This window comes from Streptomyces sp. NPDC002754 (assembly GCF_053592315.1).
The window spans coordinates 15257-37363 of sequence record NZ_JBSFVM010000031.1; the positions used below are offsets into that span (position 1 = coordinate 15257).

22 protein-coding genes are annotated in these 22107 nt (G+C 71.4%); 6 read left to right on the forward strand and 16 right to left on the reverse strand.

Going from position 1 to position 22107, the window contains the following annotated elements:
- Positions 1–5: 5 nt before the first annotated feature.
- Complete coding sequence (corA, locus tag ACWD2L_RS34675; protein WP_351343425.1) at positions 6–1007, reverse strand: magnesium/cobalt transporter CorA; 1002 nt, start codon at positions 1005–1007, stop codon at positions 6–8.
- A 62-nt stretch (positions 1008–1069) separates the two neighbouring features.
- Between corA and ACWD2L_RS34680 the strand changes: the two genes are divergently transcribed.
- The 4 genes from ACWD2L_RS34680 to mshC all read left to right on the forward strand — a co-directional run bounded on the left by ACWD2L_RS34680 (position 1070) and on the right by mshC (position 4671).
- Positions 1070–1756 carry a histidine phosphatase family protein gene (locus tag ACWD2L_RS34680; RefSeq protein ID WP_351343423.1) on the forward strand — a complete coding sequence of 229 codons (687 nt, stop codon included), beginning with the start codon at positions 1070–1072 and terminating at the stop codon, positions 1754–1756.
- A gap of 98 nt (positions 1757–1854) precedes the next feature.
- A complete protein-coding gene (locus ACWD2L_RS34685) occupies positions 1855–2445 on the forward strand; it encodes a DUF3090 domain-containing protein (RefSeq protein ID WP_351343421.1) in 591 nt (196 codons plus the stop codon).
- A complete protein-coding gene (locus ACWD2L_RS34690) occupies positions 2409–3242 on the forward strand; it encodes an SCO1664 family protein (protein ID WP_351343419.1) in 834 nt (277 codons plus the stop codon). The genes ACWD2L_RS34685 and ACWD2L_RS34690 overlap by 37 nt, the downstream gene beginning before the upstream one ends.
- 199 nt (positions 3243–3441) lie before the next feature.
- Positions 3442–4671, forward strand: coding sequence for a cysteine--1-D-myo-inosityl 2-amino-2-deoxy-alpha-D-glucopyranoside ligase (gene mshC, locus ACWD2L_RS34695; RefSeq protein WP_351337534.1), 1230 nt, complete (start codon positions 3442–3444; stop codon positions 4669–4671).
- Positions 4672–4747: 76 nt separating this feature from the next.
- Here mshC and ACWD2L_RS34700 read toward each other — a convergent pair whose 3' ends face one another.
- From ACWD2L_RS34700 to ACWD2L_RS34770, 15 genes are all read right to left on the reverse strand, one after another.
- Positions 4748–5404, reverse strand: coding sequence for a hypothetical protein (locus ACWD2L_RS34700; RefSeq protein ID WP_351337531.1), 657 nt, complete (start codon positions 5402–5404; stop codon positions 4748–4750).
- A gap of 37 nt (positions 5405–5441) precedes the next feature.
- Positions 5442–7214, reverse strand: coding sequence for a S8 family peptidase (locus tag ACWD2L_RS34705; RefSeq protein ID WP_351337528.1), 1773 nt, complete (start codon positions 7212–7214; stop codon positions 5442–5444).
- 287 nt (positions 7215–7501) lie between these two features.
- Positions 7502–8470: a PAC2 family protein gene (locus tag ACWD2L_RS34710; RefSeq protein WP_351337526.1), complete on the reverse strand. Its 969-nt coding sequence runs from the start codon at positions 8468–8470 to the stop codon at positions 7502–7504.
- Between the two features lie 141 nt (positions 8471–8611).
- On the reverse strand, positions 8612–9862 hold the full coding sequence (locus ACWD2L_RS34715; protein WP_351337524.1) for an MFS transporter: 1251 nt from the start codon (positions 9860–9862) through the stop codon (positions 8612–8614).
- Complete coding sequence (locus tag ACWD2L_RS34720; protein WP_351337541.1) at positions 9859–10872, reverse strand: aromatic ring-hydroxylating dioxygenase subunit alpha; 1014 nt, start codon at positions 10870–10872, stop codon at positions 9859–9861. The genes ACWD2L_RS34715 and ACWD2L_RS34720 overlap by 4 nt, the downstream gene beginning before the upstream one ends.
- Before the next feature lie 8 nt (positions 10873–10880).
- Positions 10881–11117: a recombinase-like helix-turn-helix domain-containing protein gene (locus tag ACWD2L_RS34725; protein ID WP_351337522.1), complete on the reverse strand. Its 237-nt coding sequence runs from the start codon at positions 11115–11117 to the stop codon at positions 10881–10883.
- 22 nt (positions 11118–11139) lie between these two features.
- Complete coding sequence (locus ACWD2L_RS34730; protein WP_351337520.1) at positions 11140–12081, reverse strand: PDR/VanB family oxidoreductase; 942 nt, start codon at positions 12079–12081, stop codon at positions 11140–11142.
- A 10-nt stretch (positions 12082–12091) separates the two neighbouring features.
- A complete protein-coding gene (locus ACWD2L_RS34735) occupies positions 12092–13720 on the reverse strand; it encodes a thiamine pyrophosphate-binding protein (RefSeq protein ID WP_351337517.1) in 1629 nt (542 codons plus the stop codon).
- Positions 13721–13729: 9 nt separating this feature from the next.
- The gene (locus ACWD2L_RS34740) at positions 13730–14506 is read right to left on the reverse strand and encodes an SDR family oxidoreductase (protein WP_351337514.1); all 777 of its coding nucleotides are present in this window, start codon (positions 14504–14506) and stop codon (positions 13730–13732) included.
- Positions 14507–14549: 43 nt separating this feature from the next.
- Positions 14550–15305, reverse strand: coding sequence for an SDR family oxidoreductase (locus ACWD2L_RS34745; protein WP_351337511.1), 756 nt, complete (start codon positions 15303–15305; stop codon positions 14550–14552).
- Positions 15298–15819 carry a cupin domain-containing protein gene (locus ACWD2L_RS34750; RefSeq protein ID WP_351337508.1) on the reverse strand — a complete coding sequence of 174 codons (522 nt, stop codon included), beginning with the start codon at positions 15817–15819 and terminating at the stop codon, positions 15298–15300. Before ACWD2L_RS34750 ends, ACWD2L_RS34745 begins: the two co-directional genes overlap by 8 nt.
- A 27-nt stretch (positions 15820–15846) precedes the next feature.
- Positions 15847–16653, reverse strand: coding sequence for an alpha/beta fold hydrolase (locus tag ACWD2L_RS34755; RefSeq protein ID WP_351337505.1), 807 nt, complete (start codon positions 16651–16653; stop codon positions 15847–15849).
- Positions 16650–17444: an aspartate dehydrogenase domain-containing protein gene (locus ACWD2L_RS34760; RefSeq protein ID WP_351337502.1), complete on the reverse strand. Its 795-nt coding sequence runs from the start codon at positions 17442–17444 to the stop codon at positions 16650–16652. Before ACWD2L_RS34760 ends, ACWD2L_RS34755 begins: the two co-directional genes overlap by 4 nt.
- Complete coding sequence (locus ACWD2L_RS34765; RefSeq protein WP_351337499.1) at positions 17441–18373, reverse strand: VOC family protein; 933 nt, start codon at positions 18371–18373, stop codon at positions 17441–17443. Before ACWD2L_RS34765 ends, ACWD2L_RS34760 begins: the two co-directional genes overlap by 4 nt.
- 23 nt (positions 18374–18396) lie before the next feature.
- Positions 18397–19881, reverse strand: a complete 1485-nt coding sequence (locus ACWD2L_RS34770; RefSeq protein WP_351337498.1) for an aldehyde dehydrogenase — start codon at positions 19879–19881, stop codon at positions 18397–18399.
- Between the two features lie 230 nt (positions 19882–20111).
- On the opposite strand from ACWD2L_RS34770, the gene ACWD2L_RS34775 reads away from it, so the two are divergent.
- Complete coding sequence (locus ACWD2L_RS34775) at positions 20112–21494, forward strand: MFS transporter (RefSeq protein WP_351337495.1); 1383 nt, start codon at positions 20112–20114, stop codon at positions 21492–21494.
- A gap of 71 nt (positions 21495–21565) precedes the next feature.
- Entirely contained in the window at positions 21566–22099 is a 534-nt protein-coding gene (locus ACWD2L_RS34780; protein ID WP_351337492.1) for a MarR family winged helix-turn-helix transcriptional regulator, read from the forward strand.
- Positions 22100–22107: the final 8 nt, after the last annotated feature.

The window sequence follows — 22107 nt, forward strand, 5'->3', positions numbered from 1 at the left end:
GGTGGTCACAGCCAGCCGCGGCGTTTGAATGTGCGGAACAGGAGTAGTTCCAGGAGGGCCATCAGGACGATCACTGCCGGGTACGCCCAGATCCAGTGGAGTTCCGGCATGTGGTCGAAGTTCATGCCGTAGATGCCCGCGATCATCGTGGGCACCGCGGCCATCGCCGCCCACGCCGAGATCTTCCGCATGTCGTCGTTCTGCCGCACGCTCATCTGCGCCAGGTGCGCGGACAGGATGTCCGAGACGAGGCGGTCCAGGCCGTCCACGGACTCGTTGACCCGCGTCAGGTGGTCGTTCACGTCTCGGAAGAACGGCCGCGCCTCCTCGTGCACGAACGGCACGGCGGCGAGCCCCCACGGGCCGACCCCGGCGAGCCGGGCCAGCGGCATCGTCAACGGACCGGTCGCGCGCCGGAATTCGAGGATCTGGCGCTTGAACGTGTAGATCCGCGACGCGGTGTCTCGGGTGCCGCCGCCGTCCGGGGAGAAGACCTCCGTCTCCAGCTCCTCCAGGTCGGTCTGCAACTCGGCCGCGACCTCCAGGTAGTGGTCCACCGTGGCGTCCGCGACCGAGTACAGGACCGCCGTCGGCCCCTGCTTCAGGAACTCCGGCTCGGCCTCCAGACGCTGCCGTACGGCCTTCAGGGGCGCGCCCTCGCCGTGCCGGACGGTCACCACGAACGAGTCGCCCAGGAACAGCATCAGCTCGCCCGTGGACACCTTGTCGCTCTGCGGCTCGTACACGACCGGCTTGAGGACCACGAACAGCGAGTCGTCGTAGATCTCCAGCTTGGGCCGCTGGTGCGCCTTCATGGCGTCCTCCACGGCCAGCGGATGCAGCCCGAACTCCTGGGCCACCCGGTCGAACTCGTCCTCGCTCGCCTCGTGCAACCCGATCCACACGAACGCGTCCCCTGCCGCCCGCGCCTCGTCGAGGGCGTCGGAGAAGTCGGCGGGCCGCTCGATGCGGCGTCCTTCGCGGTAGATGGCACAGTCGACGATCACGAGGCGAATTCTTCCCAGGACCGGCCACTGCCGCACGTCGTCGTATGCCTAGGGTGGGGCACATGCCCACGCTGATCCTTGTCCGGCACGGACGGTCCACCGCCAATACCGCGGGAGTGCTCGCCGGGTGGACCCCCGGTGTGGCGCTCGACGAGCGCGGCGCCGCGCAGGCCGCGCGGCTGCCCGAGCGGCTGGCCGACCTGCCGCTCGCCGAGATCGTCGCCAGCCCGCTGCAGCGCTGCCGGGAGACCGTCGCGCCGCTGCTCGCCGCGCGCCCGGAGCTCACCCTGCACACCGACGACCGCATCGGCGAGTGCGACTACGGGGACTGGTCCGGCCGCAAGCTCGCCGAGCTGACCGACGAACCGCTGATGCAGGTCGTGCAGCAGCACCCGACGGCCGCCGCGTTCCCCGGAGGGGAGTCGATGCGGCAGATGCAGCACCGGGCCGCCGAGGCGGTACGTGAGTGGAACGCGCGCGTGGAGCGCGAGCACGGCGAGGACGCCGCCTATGTGATGTGTTCGCACGGCGACATCATCAAGTCCCTTGTCGCGGACGCCATCGGGCTGCATCTGGACCTCTTTCAGCGCATCTCTGTAGAGCCGTGTTCCATCACAGCGATCCGTTACACACGGCTGCGCCCCTTTCTCGTACGCCTCGGGGACACCGGTGACTTCGCGTCCCTGGCGCCGCGTGAGACGCCGCAGGAGCCCGATGCACCGGTCGGGGGCGGCGCGGGCGCACCGTGATCGTCGCCCGCAGTAGGGTGAAGCAGCCGTAAGCACAGTCGGCCCGGTCGGCCATGACCGGTTCAAGCCAGTCGATCCCGATCCCATGGAGAGCGGACGTGTCCCGTCAGGTGTTCCTCTACGACCCCCCGGAGCGGTTTGTGGCCGGTACGGTCGGGCTCCCCGGGCGCCGCACCTTCTTTTTGCAGGCCGTGGCAGGAGCCCGGGTCACCAGCGTGGCTCTGGAGAAGACCCAGGTGGCCGCGCTCGCCGAGCGCATGGACGAACTGCTCGACGAGGTCGTGCGGCGCACCGGGGGCAGCGCCCCCGTGCCCGCCGTGCCGCCGGGCGAGATCTCCGACACCGCGCCGCTGGAGGCGCCCGTGGAGGAGGAGTTCCGCGTCGGCACCATGGCACTCGCGTGGGACGGCGACGAACAGCGCATGATCGTCGAGGCGCAGGCCCTCGTCGAGCTGGACGCCGAGTCCGAGGACGACCTGGCGGAGGCCGAGGAGAAGCTGCTCCAGGACGAGGAGAACGGCCCGCCGATGCTCCGCGTCCGCCTCACAGGGAACCAGGCCCGCGCCTTCGCCAAGCGGGCCCTTGACGTCGTGAACGCGGGCCGTCCGCCGTGCCCGCTGTGCAGCCTGCCGCTCGACCCGGAGGGACACGTATGTCCGCGCCAGAACGGATACCGGCGCGACGCGTGAGCGGCGACCGGGACCTGCTCGCCCTTGGTGAGCTCCATGTGGAAGGACAGATCCGCGAGGCGTCGAACGCGGTGTTGGTGTGCACCGTCACCCACGAGGGCCGCGAGGCCCGTTGCGTCTACAAGCCGGTACGCGGCGAGCGTCCGCTGTGGGATTTCCCGGATGGGAACCTGGCGCGGCGCGAGGTCGCCGCGTACGAGGTGTCCGAGGCGCTCGGGTGGGGGCTCGTGCCGCCGACGGTGCTGCGGGAGGGGCCGTACGGCGAGGGCATGGTCCAGCTGTGGATCGACACTCCGGAGGAGCCCGGGGGCGGCGGCGAGCTGCTCGCCCTCGTGGACCGTGAGGAGCCGGAGGAGGGCTGGAAGGCCATTGGCTTCGCCGAGGTCGGGGAGGGGCGTACGGCGCTGCTGGTGCATGCGGACGATGCCCGTCTGCGGCGGCTGTCGGTGCTCGATGCCGTGATCAACAACGGTGACCGTAAGGGCGGGCACCTGCTCGTCGATGCCGAGGGGCGCCTGTTCGGTATCGATCACGGTGTGACGTTCAACGCCGAGGACAAGCTGCGTACGTTGTTGTGGGGGTGGGCGGGGGAGCCGTTGACCGGGGAGGCGGCTGGTGCGCTGGAGGCGTTGCGGGTGGCCCTGGGGGCCGGTGAGTCGCTTGCGGTGCGGCTCGGTGAGCTGATCACCGGGGTGGAGCTGGAGGCGGTGCGGGAGCGGGTTGCGGGGCTGCTCAAGGCCGGGCGGCATCGGGAGCCGGGTGGGGACTGGCCGGCCATCCCCTGGCCGCCCGTATAGCGGGGCTCGGACGGTGTTGCGGTCGCGGGGCTCTGCCCCGGACCCCGCGCCTCAATCGCCGGCGGGGCTTGAATGGGATCAATCGCCGCAGGGGCTTGAAACGCCTAGCGTCCCCGGCAAGATCATGCAAGAGGGGGTGTTCGGCCATTGAGGATGGTCCGGTTCGTATCCGGAAGGGGCGTCCGGTTACGCTCGTTGCATGCATGCCTGGCCCGCTTCTGAGGTCCCCGCCCTGCCCGGCAAGGGCCGCGACCTCCGGATCCACGACACCGCGACCGCTGGGCTCGTCACCCTTGCCCCCGGTCCCGTCGCCCGTATCTACGTTTGCGGCATCACGCCGTACGACGCCACCCACATGGGTCACGCGGCGACCTACAACGCGTTCGACCTCGTGCAGCGCGTGTGGCTCGACACCAAGCGGCAGGTTCACTACGTCCAGAACGTGACGGACGTCGACGATCCCCTGCTGGAGCGGGCCGTGCGTGACGGCATCGAGTGGGAGGGTCTCGCCGAGCGGGAGACCGCCCTCTTCCGCGAGGACATGACTGCCCTGCGGATGCTGCCGCCGCAGCACTACATAGGCGCCGTCGAGGCGATACCCGGCATCGTGCCGCTCGTCGAACGACTGCGTGACTCCGGTGCCGCCTACGAGCTCGAGGGCGACACCTACTTCTCCGTCGAGGCCGATCCGCACTTCGGGTCCGTCTCGAACCTCGACGCCGCCGCGATGCGGCTGCTCTCCGCCGAGCGCGGGGGCGACCCGGACCGTCCGGGCAAGAAGAACCCGCTCGACCCGATGCTGTGGATGGCCGCCCGGGAGGGCGAGCCGAGCTGGGACGGCGGTTCGCTGGGCCAGGGGCGGCCCGGCTGGCACATCGAGTGTGTCGCCATCGCCCTCGACCACCTCGGCATGGGCTTCGACGTCCAGGGCGGGGGATCGGATCTCGCCTTCCCGCACCACGAGATGGGTGCCTCACACGCGCAGGCGCTGACCGGCGAGTTCCCGATGGCCAAGGCGTACGTGCACGCCGGCATGGTCGGGCTCGACGGCGAGAAGATGTCGAAGTCCAAGGGCAACCTGGTGTTCGTGTCGACGCTTCGCCGCGACGACGTCGACCCCGCCGCCATCCGGCTCGCCCTGCACTCCCACCACTACCGCTCCGACTGGGAGTGGACGGACCAGGTGCTCGCCGACGCGGTGGCCCGCCTCGACCGCTGGCGCGCGGCCGTCTCCCGGCCCGACGGCCCGTCCGCCGAGGCGATGGTCGAGGAGATCCGCGAGGCGCTCGCCGACGACCTGGACGCGCCCGCCGCGCTGGCCGCCGTCGACCGTTGGGCCGAGGCCCAGGCGGCCGGGGGCGGCACGGACGAGGGCGCCCCCGGCGTCGTATCGCGTGCCGTGGACGCCCTGTTGGGCGTGGCGCTGTAGCGAGCCGAAGGACACATCAGGGCGCCTCCCCGTGTGGGGAGGCGCCCCTTTTTCGTGTGTGTCTCTCACCTTCCCGTCAGATGCGCTGGACGCGCACGCTGCGCAGGACGAGCGGCGAGCCCGTGTCCCAGATGCCGACGACCTGGTGGCCGAACGCGAAGGCCTCCTGGACCTCGTCGTGGGCCTGCGGGGTCGGGTTGTTGAGGACGCGGAACTGGTTGTTGATGCGCAGGAAGATCTGCCGTGGCTGGCCCGGGAGCGGCTGCACGATGTCGATGTAGCCGTTCGCCACGCCGGAGGCGAGCGCCTGCTGCTCGATCTGCCGCTGGGCCTGCTGGTACGCGGCTTGCTGGACCTGCTGCAGCTGCTGTTGCACCTGCTGCTCGATCTGCTGTGCCTGCTGGTCCTGCTGCTGTCCTTGCTGTTGCTGGCCGTACTGCTGTTGCCCGTAACTCTGCTGGCCCTGTTGCATCTGTTGGCCGAAGGGCTGCTGTTGCTGCTGCCCGCCGAGCTGCTGCAGCAGCTGCTGGTACGGCTGCTGCTGGCCGAGCTGTTGGAGCTGCTGCTGAAGCTGCTGGACGAGCTGCTCCTGGCCCTGACCACCCTGGCCCTGGCCGCTCATGCCCGGCTGCTGCTGACCGTACGACTGCTGGCCCATGCCGTGCTGCTGCTGGTAGGGCGAGGTGCTCGGGAACTGCTGACCCTGCTGGCCCATTTGGGGGGTGATGCTCATGCGGGTGCCACCTTCCATCAATGGTTGGTTGCGTTCCTCAGCCCGTGACGACCAGGCCGACGACCTCGTCGTCCGAGAACCACACACGTACGTCCGGCCGTCCCCCCGCGAAGGCGGTGTGCACCGCCTGCCGGGTCTCGGGGGACGGGTTGTTCAGATTGCGCCAGGAGCCCGCCACGAACAGCCGGAGCCGGGGCGGGAGTTCGGGCGGATACGGGATCAGCTCGTCCCAGTACCGCTCCGCCTGGCCCGAACCGACCGTCGAGGGCAGCAGGTTGGTGACCGCCCCCTTGATGTCGGGCCGGTTGCCGATCCGCTGGGAGGCGGGCCGGCCGGGGGCGTCCTGCTGCGGTGAGCCGGTCGCCCGGAGCACGTCGCGCGCCCGCTGCGAGGTCATCGGGCGCTGGCCGCCCGCCCTGAGCATGCCCTGGAGGGCGGTCAGCGCGCCGACGACCACCGGGGAGGCGGACGAGGTGCCGGAGAAGGTGTCCGTGTACCAGGCGATCTCCTCGGTGCCGCCCTGGAGGTCGCCGGGCCGGTCCCAGGAGCCGCCGGTGGTGGTGACCTCGCGGCCCCAGCCCTGGGCGTCCACGCGGGCACCGTAGTTGGAGAACGAGAGGCGCGAGCGGTCCGGGCCGTGGTCGCGGCCGTGGGTGCCGGGCGGCGGGGCGCCCGCGCCGACGAGGACCGCGTCCGATGAGCGGTTCGACGGGTTGAACGGGTTGTGCCACCACGCCGGGAAGTCGTCCGGCCGCCGCTCGTACACCGCGTCGTCGAGGGACTCGGCGCCGTTGCCCGCCGCGCCCACGACCACGATGCCCTTCGACGTCGCGTACTTGATGGCCGCGAAGTCGTCGGGCCACCACTCCAGGGCGATGTAGCCGCGCTGGTCGTCGCGCGGCTCGAAGTCGAACTGCGGTCCAGGCCGGTGCAGTTCGATCAGGATGACGTCGCCGGGGCTCAGCCGGTCGGCCGCCGCGTGGATCGCCGCAGCCGTGCCCACGCCCTGGAACGAGGCCGCGGCGGTCACCGCCTCCGGAACGATGCCGGTGATGCCGCGCTCATTGCGATCGCCGCCGATCACACCGAGGACCGCCGTGCCGTGATTGCGCCAGGCCACGTCCGAGATCGGTGTGCCGACCACGATGCCCGCGAGCTTCGCCGACAGGTCCTCGTGCCCCAACTGCCAGGCGCCCTCCACGTCGATGACGGTGACGCCCTCGCCGTTGCCGCCGAGCCGCCGCCACGCCCACTGCGCGTCGACTCCGGCGGGTGCGGGGCCCAAGTAGCCCTGGCGGCCCGTGTAGTCGGGCGTCGCGGCCGTCTTCTCCTTCAGCCGCCGCTCCTCGTCGAAGCTCTCGGGCGACGACGGCGACGACGGCGACGACGGCGACGACTGCGCCGCGGCCGCGGGCACCGCGCCCGGCTTCACGTACGCCGTGTCGATCTCCGGAAGCGCCGCGATCCGCGACCGCAGCTCCTGCGCCCGCTCGGCCCCGCCGCGCACCCGGTAGAACAGCGCCAGGTCCGGCACGTCGGCGCCGGGTGTCTCGCCGGCTCCCTGCACCCGCTCCTCGCCGCCGAACAGCGGTTCAAGAGCGAGCTGTTCGTCCCCGAGGAACATGTTCAGCGCCGATACGTCGGCGCCCGCGGCGGAGCGCACCCCGTCGGCCTGGACGCGCAGGCGGGCCTCGGGGCGCGCCACGACGATCAGTTCCTCTTCCGCTCCGCGATAGGTGAAACCGGATCCATCAGGTCCGGGCCCGGCCGCTCCCGGCCCCTGTGCCGGGCTTGCGTGCTGGTCGGTCATCGGTCCACAGCTCCCCTCGCCACATCTGGTCGTACGGGTCTGCTTGTGCCGTGTGTCTTCTTGAGGCTCGTCGGGGCTCACCCTGCTACGCCGACGCCCGCCCGTCCAGACCCCGCAGGACAACTGCGTTTGAAAACAAGTTGAATGGGGAACCCCGTGCAACTGCCATCAATTCGACCGGAATCAACTGTCACGCCCCAAACCGGCCAGAGTTGGGGTGCGGGCAGGGCGGCACGACGGAGGGCGGGGCGCTCGGCGCCCCGCCCTGAAGTCACTGCGTGCCGCGACTACTCGTCGCCGTCCTCGCCCTCCGGGCGCGGCGGCTTCGGCGGCCTGGTCCGGCCGCTCGGGTTGTCGCGCAGGTGCGAGGAGCCGTCGCCGCCGTCCGTCGCGTGGCCGCCGCCGGGCGGGGCGTTCGGGTCGCGGCGCTGCAAGTAGCGCTCGAACTCGCGGGCGATCGCCTCGCCGGAGGCCTCGGGGAGCTCCGCGGTGTCGCGGGCCTCCTCCAGGGACTGCACGTACTCGGCGACCTCGCTGTCCTCGGCGGCCAGCTGGTCCACGCCCAACTGCCAGGCCCGCGCGTCCTCGGCCAGCTCGCCCAGCGGGATGCGCAGGTCGATCAGGTCCTCGAGACGGTTGAGGAGGGCCAGCGTCGCCTTCGGGTTCGGCGGCTGCGACACGTAGTGCGGGACGGCCGCCCACAGCGAGACCGCGGGGACGCCGGCGTGCGTGCAGGCCTCCTGGAGGATGCCGACGATGCCTGTCGGACCCTCGTACTTGGTCTCCTCCAGGTTCATCCGCGAGGCCAGGTCCGCGTCCGACGTGACGCCGCTGACCGGCACCGGCCGGGTGTGCGGGGTGTCGCCGAGCAGCGCGCCGAGGACGACGACGAGTTCGACGCCCAGCTCGTGCGCGAAGCCGAGCAGCTCGTTGCAGAACGAGCGCCAGCGCATGGACGGCTCGATGCCCCGGACCAGGACCAGGTCGCGCGGCTTGTCCCCGCCGATACGGATCACCGAGAGCCGCGTCGTCGGCCATGTGATCTTTCGCACGCCGTCGTCGACGAACACGGTCGGCCGGTTGACCTGGAAGTCGTAGTAGTCCTCGGCGTCGAGCGCCGCGAACACCTGGCCCTTCCACTCCTTGTCGAGATGCGCGACCGCGGTGGAGGCGGCGTCGCCGGCATCGTTCCAGCCCTCGAACGCGGCCACCATGACCGGGTCGACCAGCTCGGGAACCCCCTCGAGCTCGATCACCCAGTGCCTCCTTCCGACGTGCCCTCGCGTACCTGCCCACCTTACGGCGTCGGCGGGGGCCCTCCGCAGCCCCCTTGTGGGCGCGGACTGCCCCCAACACTGCCCCACGCCGGAGTGGTCCACTCCACCGTGGGGCAGCCGTCAGGTGCGCGCGAGCCGCGCGGCGTCGGGTTCGTCGGCCGGTGCCTCGCGGACCGGCCTGACCAGCAGCCATGCCCCGCACACCAGGGTCAGCGCCTGGGCCCCGGCGAGGAGGCTGAATCCGGCACCGAAGCCGTGGCCGCCGCTGGCCGCGATGGCCACGCCCATGAGGGTGGGCATGAACGCCGACACCAGGTTGCCGACCCCGTTCACGACTCCGTAGGCGCTGCCGACGAAGTGCGTGGGCGCGCAGTGCTGGACGAGGGTGGGGATGGCCGGGCCCTGCAGGCCCCAGAAACCGCCGGCCAGAATCAGCCCGGTGGCTGCGGCCCCGCCGCTGCCCGCGCCCGCGACAAGCAGCACGCACACGGCGGTGCCGGTCGAGCCCACCACGAACGGCAGGGCGAGCAGCCGCCGCGGCAGCCGGTCGAGCAGCAGCCCGCCGAGGAACCCGGAGATCAGTGACATCACGAACGGCAGGGCCGAGACGATCCCCATCGCGGCCAGGGAGAAGTGCCGCTCGTGCAGCAGATACGAGGGCAGCCAGGCGCTCGATCCCCACAGGTACGCGAGCGTGGCGATCTCGATGACCAGGATGGGCGCCAGGCGGGGCATGCGCAGGGCGCCCTTCAACGTGGCCCCGAAGCCCGGCCGCTCGGCGGCGCCGCGCACCCCACGCCCTCGTACGAACAGCAGGATCAGCGGGAGGCCGATCACCGCGTTCAGCGCCGCGAGGGCGAGGAACGAGGTGTGCCAGTCGAAGCGGTAGACGAGGTACGTGATCAGGGGCAGGCCCGCGGCCGTGCCAAGCGACACCCCCATGGAGCTGACCGCGTTGGGGCGGCCCGCCTCGTGCGGCGCGAAGTGCTCGCGCACGTACATCGTCTTGAGCGAGAACAGCGGGCCCTCGGCGGCGCCGAGCAGGGCGCGCAGAACGGTCAGCGTGAGCGCGCCGAGCGCGTACGGCGACAGCAGTGTCATCAGCGACCACAGGGCGACGCTGACGACGAGGCCGCGGCGCACCCCGAGCGACGTCTCGTAGAACGGGGTGAGGAAGAACGCCGCGATCCCGTACCCGACGAGGAACACCGTCGACAGGGCGCCCTGCGCCGTCGGGTCACCGGTGATGCCGAAGTGGTCGGTGAACGCCTTGTCCGTGATGAGGACGGAGACGTTGACGCGGTCCACGTAGCTGATCAGCACGATGACCAGCAGGCTCAGGACCCCCGCCCAGCGCGCTCTCGCACTCATGCGGTCGACTGCTTCCCGGCCGCCTGCTTCTCGGCCTCGCCGCGGTACATGCGGCGCAGGCGGACCACGCCGAGGTCGTGTTGGTAGAGGTTCTCCTGCTGGTCGGCGTCGGCCGGCATCGCCTCCAGCATTTCCCGGTCCTGCTCCAGGACCTGCCAGTGGCGCTCCTCGATCAGCGTCTTGTACAGGAACCGCCAGGTGTCCCGCTGCCAGCCCTGGACCTTGCGGTAGCGCCAGAAGAAGACGGCGGAGCGGTTCTCGTCGACCGGGCGGACCATGCCGACGATGCCGAACGGGCCGCCGGGGCCCGCCGACGGCGGGTAGGGGATGGACAGGTCGAACCAGTCCACGCCCGTGCGGCACAGCTCGATCCAGTCGAAGTTCACGCCCCGCTGGTCGGTCTTCTCGAAGAAGTAGCCGCGGTCGGTCTCGCGGATGCGGAACTTGGCGGTGGTGTCACCGTCGAACATGGTGTGTGAGTCGTGGTGCAGGAACTGGCCGTGCATCGGGTCGAGCAGGTTCTCGACGCCGTAACGCCACGGCGCGTCCCACTCGGCGTAGCACAGGATCGCGTCGATGTCGGGGTCGGTGAGCGGCTCGGGGAGCGTCAACTCGACCGGCTCCGGGTGCTGTTCGTCGCCGAAGTAGGCGAGGACGGCGCCGGAGACCTCGCGCACGGGCAGCGACGTGACGAGCTTCTTGCCCTCCAGGTTGCAGCCGGGCAGGCCCGGCACGGAGGAGACGGTGCCGTCGGTCTCGATCTCGACGCCGTGGTACCAGCAGGCCACCCGGTCACCCAGGTGTTTGCCGAGGGAGAGCGGGGCGCCACGGTGCGGACAGCGGTCGGCGAGCATGCTCAGGGTGCCGTCGGAGCGGCGGAACAGCAGCCACTGCTCGCCGAGGACGGTGACCTTGCGCATCGCGCCGGGCGCGACGAAGGAGGAGGGGACGACCGGGTGCCACTGGTTGCGCAGGCCGGTCGCGTAGATGTGGTCGGCGGTCAGAGCCATGGGGTACGTCACGCTCCCAGTCGGTGCATCTCGGCGCGGAAGGATTCCTCGGTCCACGGCGCCCCGTCGGGGGCGTGGACCTGACGGGCATTCAGCCCGGTCACTACGTCGGTGAGTTCGTGGCCGACCTTGGTGAAGACCTCTTCGAGCGTGGCCGCCAGCTTGTACTCGTACGGGCTCGGCTCGTGGTCGCGGGACTGGTGGGTCTCCAGGTACGGCCAGTCGTTGGTGTCGGTGGTGGTCATGGATGTCTCCTCAGAGGTCAAGTCAGAGGTCGAGTACGAGGCGGGAGCCGGCGGCGCAGCGCGAGACGCAGATCATCATCGAGGCGCTCGCGGCGTGCTCGGTCTCCGACAGGAGGAAGTCGCGGTGTTCGGGGGCGCCTTCGATGACACGGGTCTCGCAGGAGCCGCAGATGCCGTCGCGGCACGAGTTGGGCGCGTCGATGCCCGCGGCCTCGGCGGCCTCCAGGATCGATGTGTCGGCGCCGATGGTGAGGGTCTGTCCGGAGGCGCGGCATTCGACCTCGAACTCGCCTTCGTCCGCGACCCGTTCGACGACGGGGGCGGCAAAGCGCTCCAGGCGCAGTCGGTCGGCCGGGCAGCGCTCCTCGACCGCCGCGAGCAGCGGCTCGGGTCCGCAGGAGTAGACGAGTGCCCCTTCGGGCAGCCCGGCGAGCGTCGCGTCGAGGTCGATGTGCCCCTGCTCGTCCTGCGGTACGAGGGTCAGGTCGCCGCCGAGCGCGCCCAGTTCATCGGTGAACGCCATCGAGGCGCGCCCCCGGCCGCCGTACACCATGCGCCAGTCGGCGCCGCGCCGGGCGGCCTCCCGTGCCATCGCGAGGATCGGCGTGACACCGATGCCGCCGGCGATGAACACGTACGCGGGGGCGTCCTCCAGGGCGAAGTGGTTGCGTGGCTCGGAGGTGGTGACCTGCTGGCCGGGGCGCAGCTGGGTGTGCACGTACCGCGAACCGCCGCGCGAGGACGGCTCGTTGAGCACACCGATGCGGTACGTGCCGCAGTCGGACGGGTCGCCGCACAGGCTGTACTGGCGGACCTGCCCGCCGACGTGCACATCGAGGTGCGCGCCCGGCGCCCACGCGGGCAGCGGCTTGCCGTCCGGGTGGGTCAGCTCGACGGAGAGGACACCGTCGGCCTCCCAGGTCATCCGCCGGACCAGCAGGTCGAGTCGACGCTCTTCGGTCATGGTGGCCTCCTTACGTGCCGGGGATCTTCACGGGCGGGGTGAACGGGTTCTTCATCGGGCCGAGCGAGGCGAGGTCGACCTCGACGAGCGTCGGACCCTCGGACGCGACGGCCTGCTCGATCACCGGCCGGGCGTGCTCGGCGTCCGAGATCCGCAGGTACGGCAACCCGCAGGCACGGGCGAGGAGTTCGAAGTCCGGCGTGACGAGGTCGACGCCGGACCGGCGCTCGCTGTAGCGGTCCTGCATGTTGCGCAGCACGCCGTAACCGCCGTCGTTGAAGACCAGGACGGTCAGACGGGGGCGCTCCTGCGCGACGGTGAGCAGCTCGCCGAGGTGCACGGCGAGGCCGCCGTCGCCCGCGATGACGACGGTGGGCCGCCCGGGGTCGGCGAGGGCCGCGCCGATGCCCATGCCGAGGCCCTGCCCGATGCCGCCGCCGCGCGGGAACACATTGGAGCGCGGGTCGTACATCTCCAGGAGCCGGTTGCCCCAACTGCTGGACGGGATCGTGACGTCACGGGCGACGACCGCGTCGCGCGGCAGCACGGCGCGCAGCGCGTCGCAGATGGCGGCCTGCGGGCCGATGTTGTCGTGCAGCGTGGCCCGCACCTCGGCGCGTACGTCCGTGATCCGCCGCGTCCACGACGGCTCGGCGGCGCGGGCGTGGGGGAGCAGGGCGGCCAGGGCGTCGGCGGCGTCGGCGTGCAGGGGGTGTGCGGCCGGGTAGACGCGGCCGAGGGCGGCGGCGTCGACGTCGATCTGAATGTGCCGCTCGGCGTCCGGGAGTTGGAGGCCGTAGTCGGCGGTCTCGTTGGAGCGGAAGTGCGTGCCGATGGTCAGCAGTACGTCCGCGTCGGCGAGCAGCGCGCGCCCGGCGGGCGTGGTCGCGAAGTTGCCGATGACCTGCGGGTGGTCCTCGGGGACCGCGCCGCGCCCGGAGTTGGAGGTGAGCAGCCCGGCGCCGGTCGCCTCGACGAGCGCGGTGAGCTCGGCGCCTGCGCGGGTGGCGCCGCCGCCGGCCCAGATGAGGGGACGCTCGGCGGACGCCAACAGCATGGCGGCTTGCGCCAGTTGGTCTGCCAGAACCGGCGAGACGGTCGGCTCCACGGCCACGGGCGCGTCCGTCTGCGCCGCGTACTGCAGGTCGATCGGCCACTCCACGCTCGCGGGGCCGCCCGGCGACGCGAGCGCGGCACGTGCGGCGGACCGCAGCACGTCGCCCGCCTCGCCGGCCGAGCCCACCGTGGCCGCGAACGCCGAGACGGCGTCCAGCATGCCGAGCTGGTTCTTCGTCTCGTGGATGAACCCGCGTCCGCTGCCCAGGAATCCGGTCTCGACCTGGCCCGTGACGTGCAGCACGGACGTGCCGGAGGCGAGCGCCTCGATCAGCGAACCGGCCGCGTTGCCCGCGCCCGTGCCGGTCGAGGTGAGCGCGCAGCCGATGGTGCCGCGGGCCCGGCCGTAGGCGTCGGCGGCGCTGACCGCGCTCGCCTCGTGCCGCACGGGTACGAAGCGCAGCTCGCGGTCGACGGCCTCGACCAGCGGCAGGTTGTGCACGGACACGATGCCGAAGACCGTGTCGACGCCGAGTTCCTTCAGGACGGCGACGAGGAGGTCACCGCCATTGGTGTACTGCATGTGAACTCCTCAGAGAATGCCGCGGCCGACGCCGCCGCAGACGTCGACGGCGGTTCCGGTGATGTACGAGGCGCGCGGCGACAGCAGCGCGACGATCGCGTAGGCGACCTCTTCGGCGCGGCCGAGCCGGCCGAGCGAGACACCGCGGTCGGCGGCCAGCTCCGCCTGCCAGTCCTCGTAACTCAGGCCGGAGTCCGCAGCGGCGTGCCGCCGCGTCCACTGGCCGGTGTCGATGAGGCCGAGGCAGACCGAGTTGACCCGGACGCCGGCCGAAGCGAGCTCCTGGGAAAGGGACTTGGAGAGGTTGAGGATGCCCGCGCGGGCGGCGCTCGTCGTGATCAGCCGCGGCTCGGGCTGCTTGGCAAGCACTGCGTTGACGTTGACGACGGAGGCCGCGTCGGACGCCCGCAGATACTCCCGGGCCGCCTGAAGCGGGTTCAGCACGCCCGCGAACTTCAGCTCCAGCTCGTCGCGCCAGTCGTCCTCGGTCGTGTCGTCGAGGCTCTTCATGCGGGACTGGCCGGCGTTGTTGACCAGCCCGTCGAGACGCCCGTCGAAGGCCTTCGCGGACGCCGCCACGAAGCCGCGTACGGCATCGGCGTCACGCACGTCGCACGTGGCGGTGAAGAGGCGGTCGTGCGTGCCGATGCTCTTGAGGCGGTCGGCATCGCGTCCGCAGGTGGCGACGTTCGCGCCTTCGTCGAGGAGGGCGCGGACCGTGGCCAGGCCGACGCCCGAGCTGCCTCCGGTGACCACATAGGTCCGGTCGGCGAGGCCGAGATCCATAACTCAGTGCTCCAGTAAGGAAGTTGGTTCAGAGGTTCAGTGGTCAGTTCATGGTGAAGCCGCCGTTGACGGCGATCACCTGTCCGGTCAGATAGCGGGATTCCTCGGAGAGGAGGAAGGAGGCCAGACCGGTGAGGTCGTCGGGCTGCTGCGGCCGGGAGATCGCCCGGTTCGCGGCGTACAAGCCGTGCCGTTCCTCCGGCACTCCCTCGGTCGCCTCGCACTCGGTGAGGCCCGGCGCCAGCGCGTTGACGGTGATGCCGCGCTCGCCGAGTTCCCGGGCCATCGCGCGGGTGAGGGCGATGACGGCGCCCTTCGACGTGATGTAGTGCGCGAGCCGCGGGGAGCCGTAAAGGGCCGCGTCCGAGGCGATGTTGACGATGCGTCCGGTCGGGCCAAACAGCGGGTGCAGCGCCTTCGACACCAGCCAGGGGCCGCGCGCGTTCACCGTCATCAGGCGGTCCCAGGCCTCGATGTCGATGTCCTGGAACTCCTTGCCGCCGACGCCGTTGGCGAGGGCCGCGTTGTTGACGAGTCCGTAGAGCCCGCCCAAGTCCCTTACGGCCGAGGCGAGTTCCTCGACGGACGCCGGGTCCGCCACGTCGCAGCGCGCGAAGTGCGCGTCGTGCCCCTCGCCGCGCAGCTCCTCGGCGGCCCGGGCGCCGCGCTCGGGGTCGAGCTCCGCGAGGACGACCCGGAAGCCGTCCTCGGCGGCCCGGCGGGCCATGGCAAGGCCCAGGCCGCGGCCCGCCCCGGTCACGACGACCGTGCGCGCGTCCTTGGGGGACAGCTCAGTCACGGGTGACGCCGTGCATCGGCGAGTACTCGGGGTACGAGGGCACCTGCGGCTTCTGCGTGCCGATGACGACGCAGAACAGGGCGTCGGTGTCGCCCTCGTTCTTCAGCGAGCGGGTCACACCGGCGGGCACCACGATCATGTCGCGGTAGCCGAGGGTGCGGTACTCGACCTCGTCCGGGCCGCGGTGGACGCCGACGCGGACCTCGCCCTCCAGGACGAAGAAGGCCTCCTCCACGTCGTGGTGGGTGTGGGCCGGGCCCTCGGCGCCGGGCGGCAGCAGCATGTTGGAGAACGTGAAGCCGCCGGACGGGAGGATGCGGCTGTCGCCCTCGTGGTTGCCGGTGGCGCCGGAGCCGACGTAGCGGATCTGGCCGCGGCGGTACTGCTTGCCCGCCTTCTCCTGGAAGGAGAGCGTGTCGAAGTCCGCGACGCGGGACTCCTTCGAGGCGATCAGCGAGTCGGTGTACGTGCCGAGGTCGCTGCCGTTGTCGTACTCGGTGGTGGTCAGAGGCATGGTGGGTGTCCTTCGCTAGAGCTGGAACTAGAGGGTGACGATGTGCAGGTGGGACAGGACCCAGGCGTTGAACCGCTCGGGCTGTTCCTGGTTGGCCAGGTGACCGGCGTCCTTGACGATCACGTAGGCGGTTTTGTGCAGGCCCCCGGCGATGGCCTGGGAGGCCTCGGCGCCGGTGACCTTGTCGCGGTCGCCGCAGATCACGAGGGTGGGCGCGGAGACGGCGGACAGTTCGGGGCGCAGGTCGGCGCCGGCCATGGACTCGGCGGCGTACCCGTATCCGGGCAGCCGCACGGAGGCGGCCATGGTGTCGACGACCCGCTCGACGAGTGCGGCGGGCGCGAGGTCGGAGACGAGGCGGGGGCCGCGCTTCTCGGCGAAGGCGCGTGGGCCGGCCTCCGCCAGGTCGGCGACGCGGGCCCGCATGCCTTCGGCCTTGGCGGGGTCGGTGCCGGAGCCCGTACTGGAGTCGGCGACGATCAGTGACTCGACGAGCGAGGGGTGCCGGGTCGCGAGCCGCAGCGCGATGACACCGCCCCACGAGACACCGAGGACGTGTGCCGACGGACCGTACGAGCGGATGAGGTCGGCGGCGGCGTCCGCGAACCCGTCCAGGTCCAACGGGCCTTCCGGGTCGGGGGACTTGCCGTAGCCGGGGGCGTCCCAGGCCACCACGCGCGCGTGCTCGCTCAGTGCGGCGAGCTGCGGCGCGAACGCGGCCGACGAGGAGCCGATGCCGTGCAGACACACCAGCAGGGGGCCTTCGGTGCCGGCCTCCTCCACATGGACGGCAGGGTGGGCGGCTGGGTTGGTGTCCGGGTGGGCGGCCGTCACAGGATCTGCCCCGGCCGTCCGGCGAGCGCGGCCACCGACCGCAGCACCGCGTACGGCACGATCCGGCTGGTCGCGGGGTTGCCCGGGTCGGGCCGGTGCGCGACCTCGAAGCGGTACGAGCCGTGCTCCCCGGACGCCTCGATGACATGCCGGGTGAGCGTGGCCCCCGGATCGGCGACGACCTCGACCCGCACAGCGTCCAGGTCGCCGACAGCGAGGGCGACCGAGGCGGCCACGTTCGTCGACTTGGGGAACTTCACGGGCACGTCGCGCGCCGTGCCCGACATGACGACGACCGGCCCGGTCGCTGAGCGCATGCGGCCCAGCAACTCCGCGTCCATCCACGGCTGTTCGAGGGTGGCGGGCAGCTTCGTGGTCGTCAGCCGGACGTCCTCGATCGGCCCCAGGCCCCGCACGGCCTGGAGCAGATCGAGGCCGCCGACGGCCCCGCCCGTGAAGAACACCCGGCCGGGCCCGGCGGCGAGCAGCCGCTTGCTCAGCTCGTCGTCGGTGAGGGCCCCGGTCGAGGCCACGAGCAGATCGGTGCCGTGGTCGAGGACGTGCTCGCCCCATTCCCGTACGACGCCCTGACCTGCCGCCTCGACGATCAGGTCGCAAGCCTCGATGGCCTCCTCGAAGGTGACCTGCGGCGCGGGCGCCGCCTCACCGAGCGGCCGGTTGTCGACGATGCCGGTCAACTCGGCGCCCTGAACGCCCCCTTGGGCCAGCGCGGTGCCGACGACGCGGCCGATGGCGCCCCAGCCGACGAGCCCGATCTTGAGCGTGCTCATTTCTGTGCTCCTTCAGGAATGACCGGGGACTCCGGCGAACCGGCCATGTGACAGCGGATCTCCTTCGACGGCGCCCCCGCCGTGCCCCACAGGTCGGACAGCTCCGGCACCCGCCGCCACACCTTGGCGATCCACCGGTCCTCGACGATCTGCGCGACCTCGGACGTGTACTCGCAGACGAGCCCGGTCGGATCGGTGAAGTAGGAGAACGTGTTGTTGCCGGGCCCGTGCCGCCCCGGACCCCACTTCGGGACGATCCCGTGATGGCGCAGCCGCCCGAGCCCGCGCATGAAGTGGTCGACCGAACTCATCTCGTACGCCACGTGGTTGAGGGACACCCACTCGGCCTGGTTGAACGCGATGCAGTGGTGGTCGGCGTTGCAGCGCAGGAACGCCATCTGGTGCTCGGACCAGTCGGACACGCGCAGGCCGAGGACGTCGCGGTAGAAGGCGACGGCGGCGTCGATGTCCGGGGTGTTGAGGACCGCGTGCGTGACACCGACCGGCACCGCCGTGTCCTGCCCGCGCGGCGCGACCGCCCAGGTCTCGGCGGACAGTTCGACGAGCCGGCCCTCGTGGTCGTGGAACCGCAGACCGTAGCCCCCGCCCACCTGGTCGAGGAGGCCGGGCCCGGCGAGCGGCACGATGCCGCGGGCTTCGAGCCGCCGCGCCGCCTCGTCGATCTCGGCGGGCGTGGCGACGGCGAACACGAGGCGGCCGAGCCCCGTGCGGTCGGAGCGGGTCAGCTGGAGGGCGTGGTGCTGCTCGCCAGTGCCGCGCAGCCAGCTCGCGCTGTGCTCGGACTCGACGACCTCCAGCCCCCACGCGTCCTCGTAGAAGTCGGTGGCCTCGGCGAAGGAGGGGGTGAGCAGCTCGACGGAGCGCAGCGCGCGCAGCCGGGCGATGGGCGGGTGAGTGGGGTGGGACATACGGAACTCCGTTGCAGGCATGGTCAGTTGGCCCAGGGGAGCGGGGCTGCGGACGTGCCCCAGTACAGGGACTTCTGGCGTTGGTAGGCGCGGATGGCGTCACGCCCCTTCTCGGTGCCGAGGCCGCTGTCCTTCATCCCGCTGAACGGGGTGGCCGCGCTGAACTGCTTGTACGTGTTGATCCACACGGTGCCCGCGTCGATCCGGCGGGCCAGGTTCCAGGCGGCGCGGTGGTCGCGGGTCCAGATCCCGCAGGCCAGGCCGTACACGGAGGCGTTGGCCTGGCGGACCAGGTCGTCCTCGTCGTCGTAGGGGAGGACCACGAGGACCGGGCCGAAGATCTCCTCCTGGCAGGTGCGGGAGTCGTTCGGCAGCCCGGCGAGGACGGTCGGCAGGTAGTACGCGCCGTTCTCGTACGCGGGGCCCTCGGGTGCGGAGCCGCCGCACAGCACCTCGGCGCCCTCGGAGCGGGCGAGGTCGACGTACGCGGCGACCGAGTCCCGGTGCTTCGCGTGGACGAGCGGGCCCACCTGGGTGTCGGGGTCGGTGCCGGGCCCGACCCGCAACTTCCTTACACGGGAGACCAGTTCACCGATGAAGGACTCGTACAGTGACGCGTGCACGAACAGCCGCGAACCCGCGATGCAGGACTGCCCGCTGGACGAGAAGATCCCGAACATCACACCCGCCAGGGCCTGTTCGGCGTCGGCGTCGGCCCGCACGATCGTCGGCGACTTGCCGCCGAGCTCCAGAGAGGCCGGGATCAGCTTCCGTGCCGCGATCTCCGCGATGGAGCGGCCGGTCTCGGTGCCGCCGGTGAATCCGATCCGGCCGACGAGCGGGTGCCGTACGACGGCATCCCCCACCACCCGGCCACTGCCCGGGAGCACCGACAGCAGGGCGGTGGGCAGGCCGAACTCGGTGAGGGCCCGCGTGATGATCCGGCCGAGCCTCAGGGAGACCAGTGGGGTCCAGGCGGCCGGCTTGAGCAGCACCGCGTTCCCCGCGGCCAGGGCGGGCGCGAGCTTCTGTGCGTCGCTGGCGACCGGGGAGTTCCACGGGTTGATCGCCCCGACCACGCCGATCGGCTCGTGCACGCTCATCGTGACGTACGGGCCGCGCGAGGGGGTGATCGCCTCTTCGGCGGTCTCCAGGGTCGCGGCGAGGTAGCGGAAGGTGCCTGCCGCGCTGAGCGCGAGCGCCTTCGTCTCGGTGAGGGTCTTTCCGGTGTCGGCGGTCTGCGTCGCGGCCAGCTCGTCGGCGGCCTCCTCGGTCAGCTCCGCGATCCGGTACAGGAGCCGGGCCCGCTGGTGGGGGAGCAGCTCCCGCCAGGCGGGGTCAGCCGCTGCCGCTGCCGCTGCCCGCGCGGCCTCGTCGACCTCCTCGGCGGAGGCGGTGTGCAGCGTGGCGAGCAGTTGCCCGGTGGCGGGGTCGACCGTGTCGAGCGGGGCACCGGAGCCGCGTCGCCACTGGCCCGCGACGAGGATTTCGGTGGGGTGCTGAGGCACGGCGGGACCTCCAAATGGAGTGGTGCGTAGGTGCGTTGTTGAGTCGAAGCGCTAGAAATCTAAGCGCTTAAGTGTTTCTCCGCAAGGGCGTGCTTGAAGAAGAGTTGCGGAGTGCACGGCTTTCAGATCCCTAAGCGCCTAACCATTGACCGCTAAGTAGTTGCCTTCTAAGGTCGCGGCATCCCCCTTCACGTCCCTGTGTTCGCGTGCTCGCGGAAGGACACCTCCCCATGACGACAGTGGCAGGCAAACCGGGCATGCCCGATAAACAGGGCCTCGGCTCGATCGCGGCCCGACTCGAACGACTTCCGCACTCCCGCTGGCACGTCAAGGTGCGCTGCCTGATCGGCGCCGTGACGTTCTTCGAGGCCTTCGACCAGCTCCTGGCCGCCTCCGCGCTGCCCGTCCTCATCAAGGACTGGCACCTGAGCACGGGGCAGGCCACCTTCGCGGTCACCACGGGATCCGTCGGCATGCTGCTCGGCGCGCTGGTCGCCGGGTGGCTGGGGGACCGGATCGGCCGGGTGCGCACGGTGGCGCTGGGCGTCGCGATCACCGGCCTCGCGAGCCTCGCCGTCGCCACGGCGAACGGGATCGAGCTGTTCTCGGGCTTCCGGTTCGTCCAGGGGCTCGGCATCGGCGGCGTCGTCCCGGTCGCGGCCACGTACATCAACGAGATCTCCCGCTCCGACAAGCGCGGCCGCTTCGTCCTGCTCTACGAGATGATCTTCCCGGCCGGACTCGCGGCCGCCAGCCTCGTCGCGGTGTGGGTGGTGCCGAACCTGGGCTGGCGCGCGATGTTCGTGCTCGGCGCGCTGCCCGTCCTGATCGCCGTGGCGCTGCCCAAGCACGTCGCCGAGTCGCCGCGCTGGCTGCTCTCGCAGGGGCGTACGGAGGAGGCCGAGCGGGCCGTCGCCCGGATCGAGGCGGAGGTCGAGCGAGCGGTGGGCGAGCCGCTGCCGCAGCCCGGCGGCACGCCCGACGCGAAGGTGGAACGCGGGCGCCTGCGGGACCTGTTCACCGGCCGATACCGGCGCCGCACCGCCGTCCTGTCCGCCCTGTGGTTCTCCGGGTACTACGTCAATTACGGCATCGCGACCTGGCTGCCGTCCCTGTACACGAAGAACTTCGGCCTCGACCTGACGACCTCGCTCGCCTACACGATGCTCGGCAACGTCACCGGCCTGCTCGGCACGCTCGTCGTCGCCCTCCTCATCGACCGGATCGGCCGGCGTCCCGCCCTGGTCGCGGGGCTCGGCGGGGCCGCCCTCGCCCTCGGCGTGCTGGCCGTCGCGGGCGTCACCTCGGGCCTCCAGGTCGCCCTGTTCGCCTCCGTCACCACGTTCTTCGTCTACGCGATCAACGCGAGCCTCTACCTCTACTCGCCCGAGCTGTACCCCACCGCCAACCGTGCCACCGGCGCGGCCTTCGGCGGCCTGTGGAACCGGCTCGGCGTCATCCTCGGCCCGATCACGGTCGGCGCGATCATCGGCTCCGGCGGTGGACTCGGCCTGGTCTTCGCACAGTTGGCGGGCATGGCGGCCGTGGGCGCGGTGATCGCCCTGTTCGCGGTGGAGACGAAGGGGAAGACCCTGGAGGAGCTCAACGCGTAATGACTCAGGGGTAGAATTTTCAGGGGCGTACGATTTCGCGTCCGCCCGTGGGAAGCGCGCGAGGGGACGGGATGGCCGAGCGGAAGCCGAAGCGGCGCGACGCCGTGACACAGATCGTGGCGGACTGGGCGCGGGAGCGGCCCGAGCTCGACACAGGACCGCTGGAGGTGCTGGCCCGGCTGCACCGCTCGTTCCTGCGCTACAACACCAAGCTCAACGCGTCGATCGACCGGCACGGCCTGTCCGTCGCCGGGTTCGACGTGCTGACCGCGCTGCGCCGCGCCGGCAAGCCCTACCGGCTCACCGCCGGGCAGCTCGCGGACTCGGGGCTCGTCTCGTCCGCCGGGGTCACCCTGCGCATGGACCGCCTGGAGAAGGACGGCCTCATCGTGCGCGAGCGGGACGCCGAAGACCGCCGCGTCGTCTACTCCCGCCTCACCGACGAGGGCCTCGCCAAGGTCGACGAGGTCTTCACGGACCACCTGGCCAACGAGGAACGCATGCTCGCCGCCATCTCCCCGGCGGAACGCCGCCAACTGGCGCGCCTGCTGGGCAAGTTGGAGCACTCGATCCTGGACTCGGACGACGAGTCAGGCTCCATTTAGGCCCCTGC

What these genes read in the sequence shown, in the direction of transcription:
- ACWD2L_RS34680 (WP_351343423.1), top strand. Translation starts at nt 1,070, where the DNA reads ATGCCCACGCTGATCCTTGTCCGGCACGGACGGTCCACCGCCAATACC.
- ACWD2L_RS34690 (WP_351343419.1), top strand. Translation starts at nt 2,409, where the DNA reads ATGTCCGCGCCAGAACGGATACCGGCGCGACGCGTGAGCGGCGACCGG.
- mshC (WP_351337534.1), top strand. Translation starts at nt 3,442, where the DNA reads ATGCATGCCTGGCCCGCTTCTGAGGTCCCCGCCCTGCCCGGCAAGGGC.
- ACWD2L_RS34700 (WP_351337531.1), bottom strand. Translation starts at nt 5,404, where the DNA reads ATGAGCATCACCCCCCAAATGGGCCAGCAGGGTCAGCAGTTCCCGAGC.
- ACWD2L_RS34705 (WP_351337528.1), bottom strand. Translation starts at nt 7,214, where the DNA reads ATGACCGACCAGCACGCAAGCCCGGCACAGGGGCCGGGAGCGGCCGGG.
- ACWD2L_RS34715 (WP_351337524.1), bottom strand. Translation starts at nt 9,862, where the DNA reads ATGAGTGCGAGAGCGCGCTGGGCGGGGGTCCTGAGCCTGCTGGTCATC.
- ACWD2L_RS34720 (WP_351337541.1), bottom strand. Translation starts at nt 10,872, where the DNA reads ATGGCTCTGACCGCCGACCACATCTACGCGACCGGCCTGCGCAACCAG.
- ACWD2L_RS34725 (WP_351337522.1), bottom strand. Translation starts at nt 11,117, where the DNA reads ATGACCACCACCGACACCAACGACTGGCCGTACCTGGAGACCCACCAG.
- ACWD2L_RS34730 (WP_351337520.1), bottom strand. Translation starts at nt 12,081, where the DNA reads ATGACCGAAGAGCGTCGACTCGACCTGCTGGTCCGGCGGATGACCTGG.
- ACWD2L_RS34735 (WP_351337517.1), bottom strand. Translation starts at nt 13,720, where the DNA reads ATGCAGTACACCAATGGCGGTGACCTCCTCGTCGCCGTCCTGAAGGAA.
- ACWD2L_RS34740 (WP_351337514.1), bottom strand. Translation starts at nt 14,506, where the DNA reads ATGGATCTCGGCCTCGCCGACCGGACCTATGTGGTCACCGGAGGCAGC.
- ACWD2L_RS34750 (WP_351337508.1), bottom strand. Translation starts at nt 15,819, where the DNA reads ATGCCTCTGACCACCACCGAGTACGACAACGGCAGCGACCTCGGCACG.
- ACWD2L_RS34760 (WP_351337502.1), bottom strand. Translation starts at nt 17,444, where the DNA reads ATGAGCACGCTCAAGATCGGGCTCGTCGGCTGGGGCGCCATCGGCCGC.
- ACWD2L_RS34765 (WP_351337499.1), bottom strand. Translation starts at nt 18,373, where the DNA reads ATGTCCCACCCCACTCACCCGCCCATCGCCCGGCTGCGCGCGCTGCGC.
- ACWD2L_RS34775 (WP_351337495.1), top strand. Translation starts at nt 20,112, where the DNA reads ATGACGACAGTGGCAGGCAAACCGGGCATGCCCGATAAACAGGGCCTC.
- ACWD2L_RS34780 (WP_351337492.1), top strand. Translation starts at nt 21,566, where the DNA reads ATGGCCGAGCGGAAGCCGAAGCGGCGCGACGCCGTGACACAGATCGTG.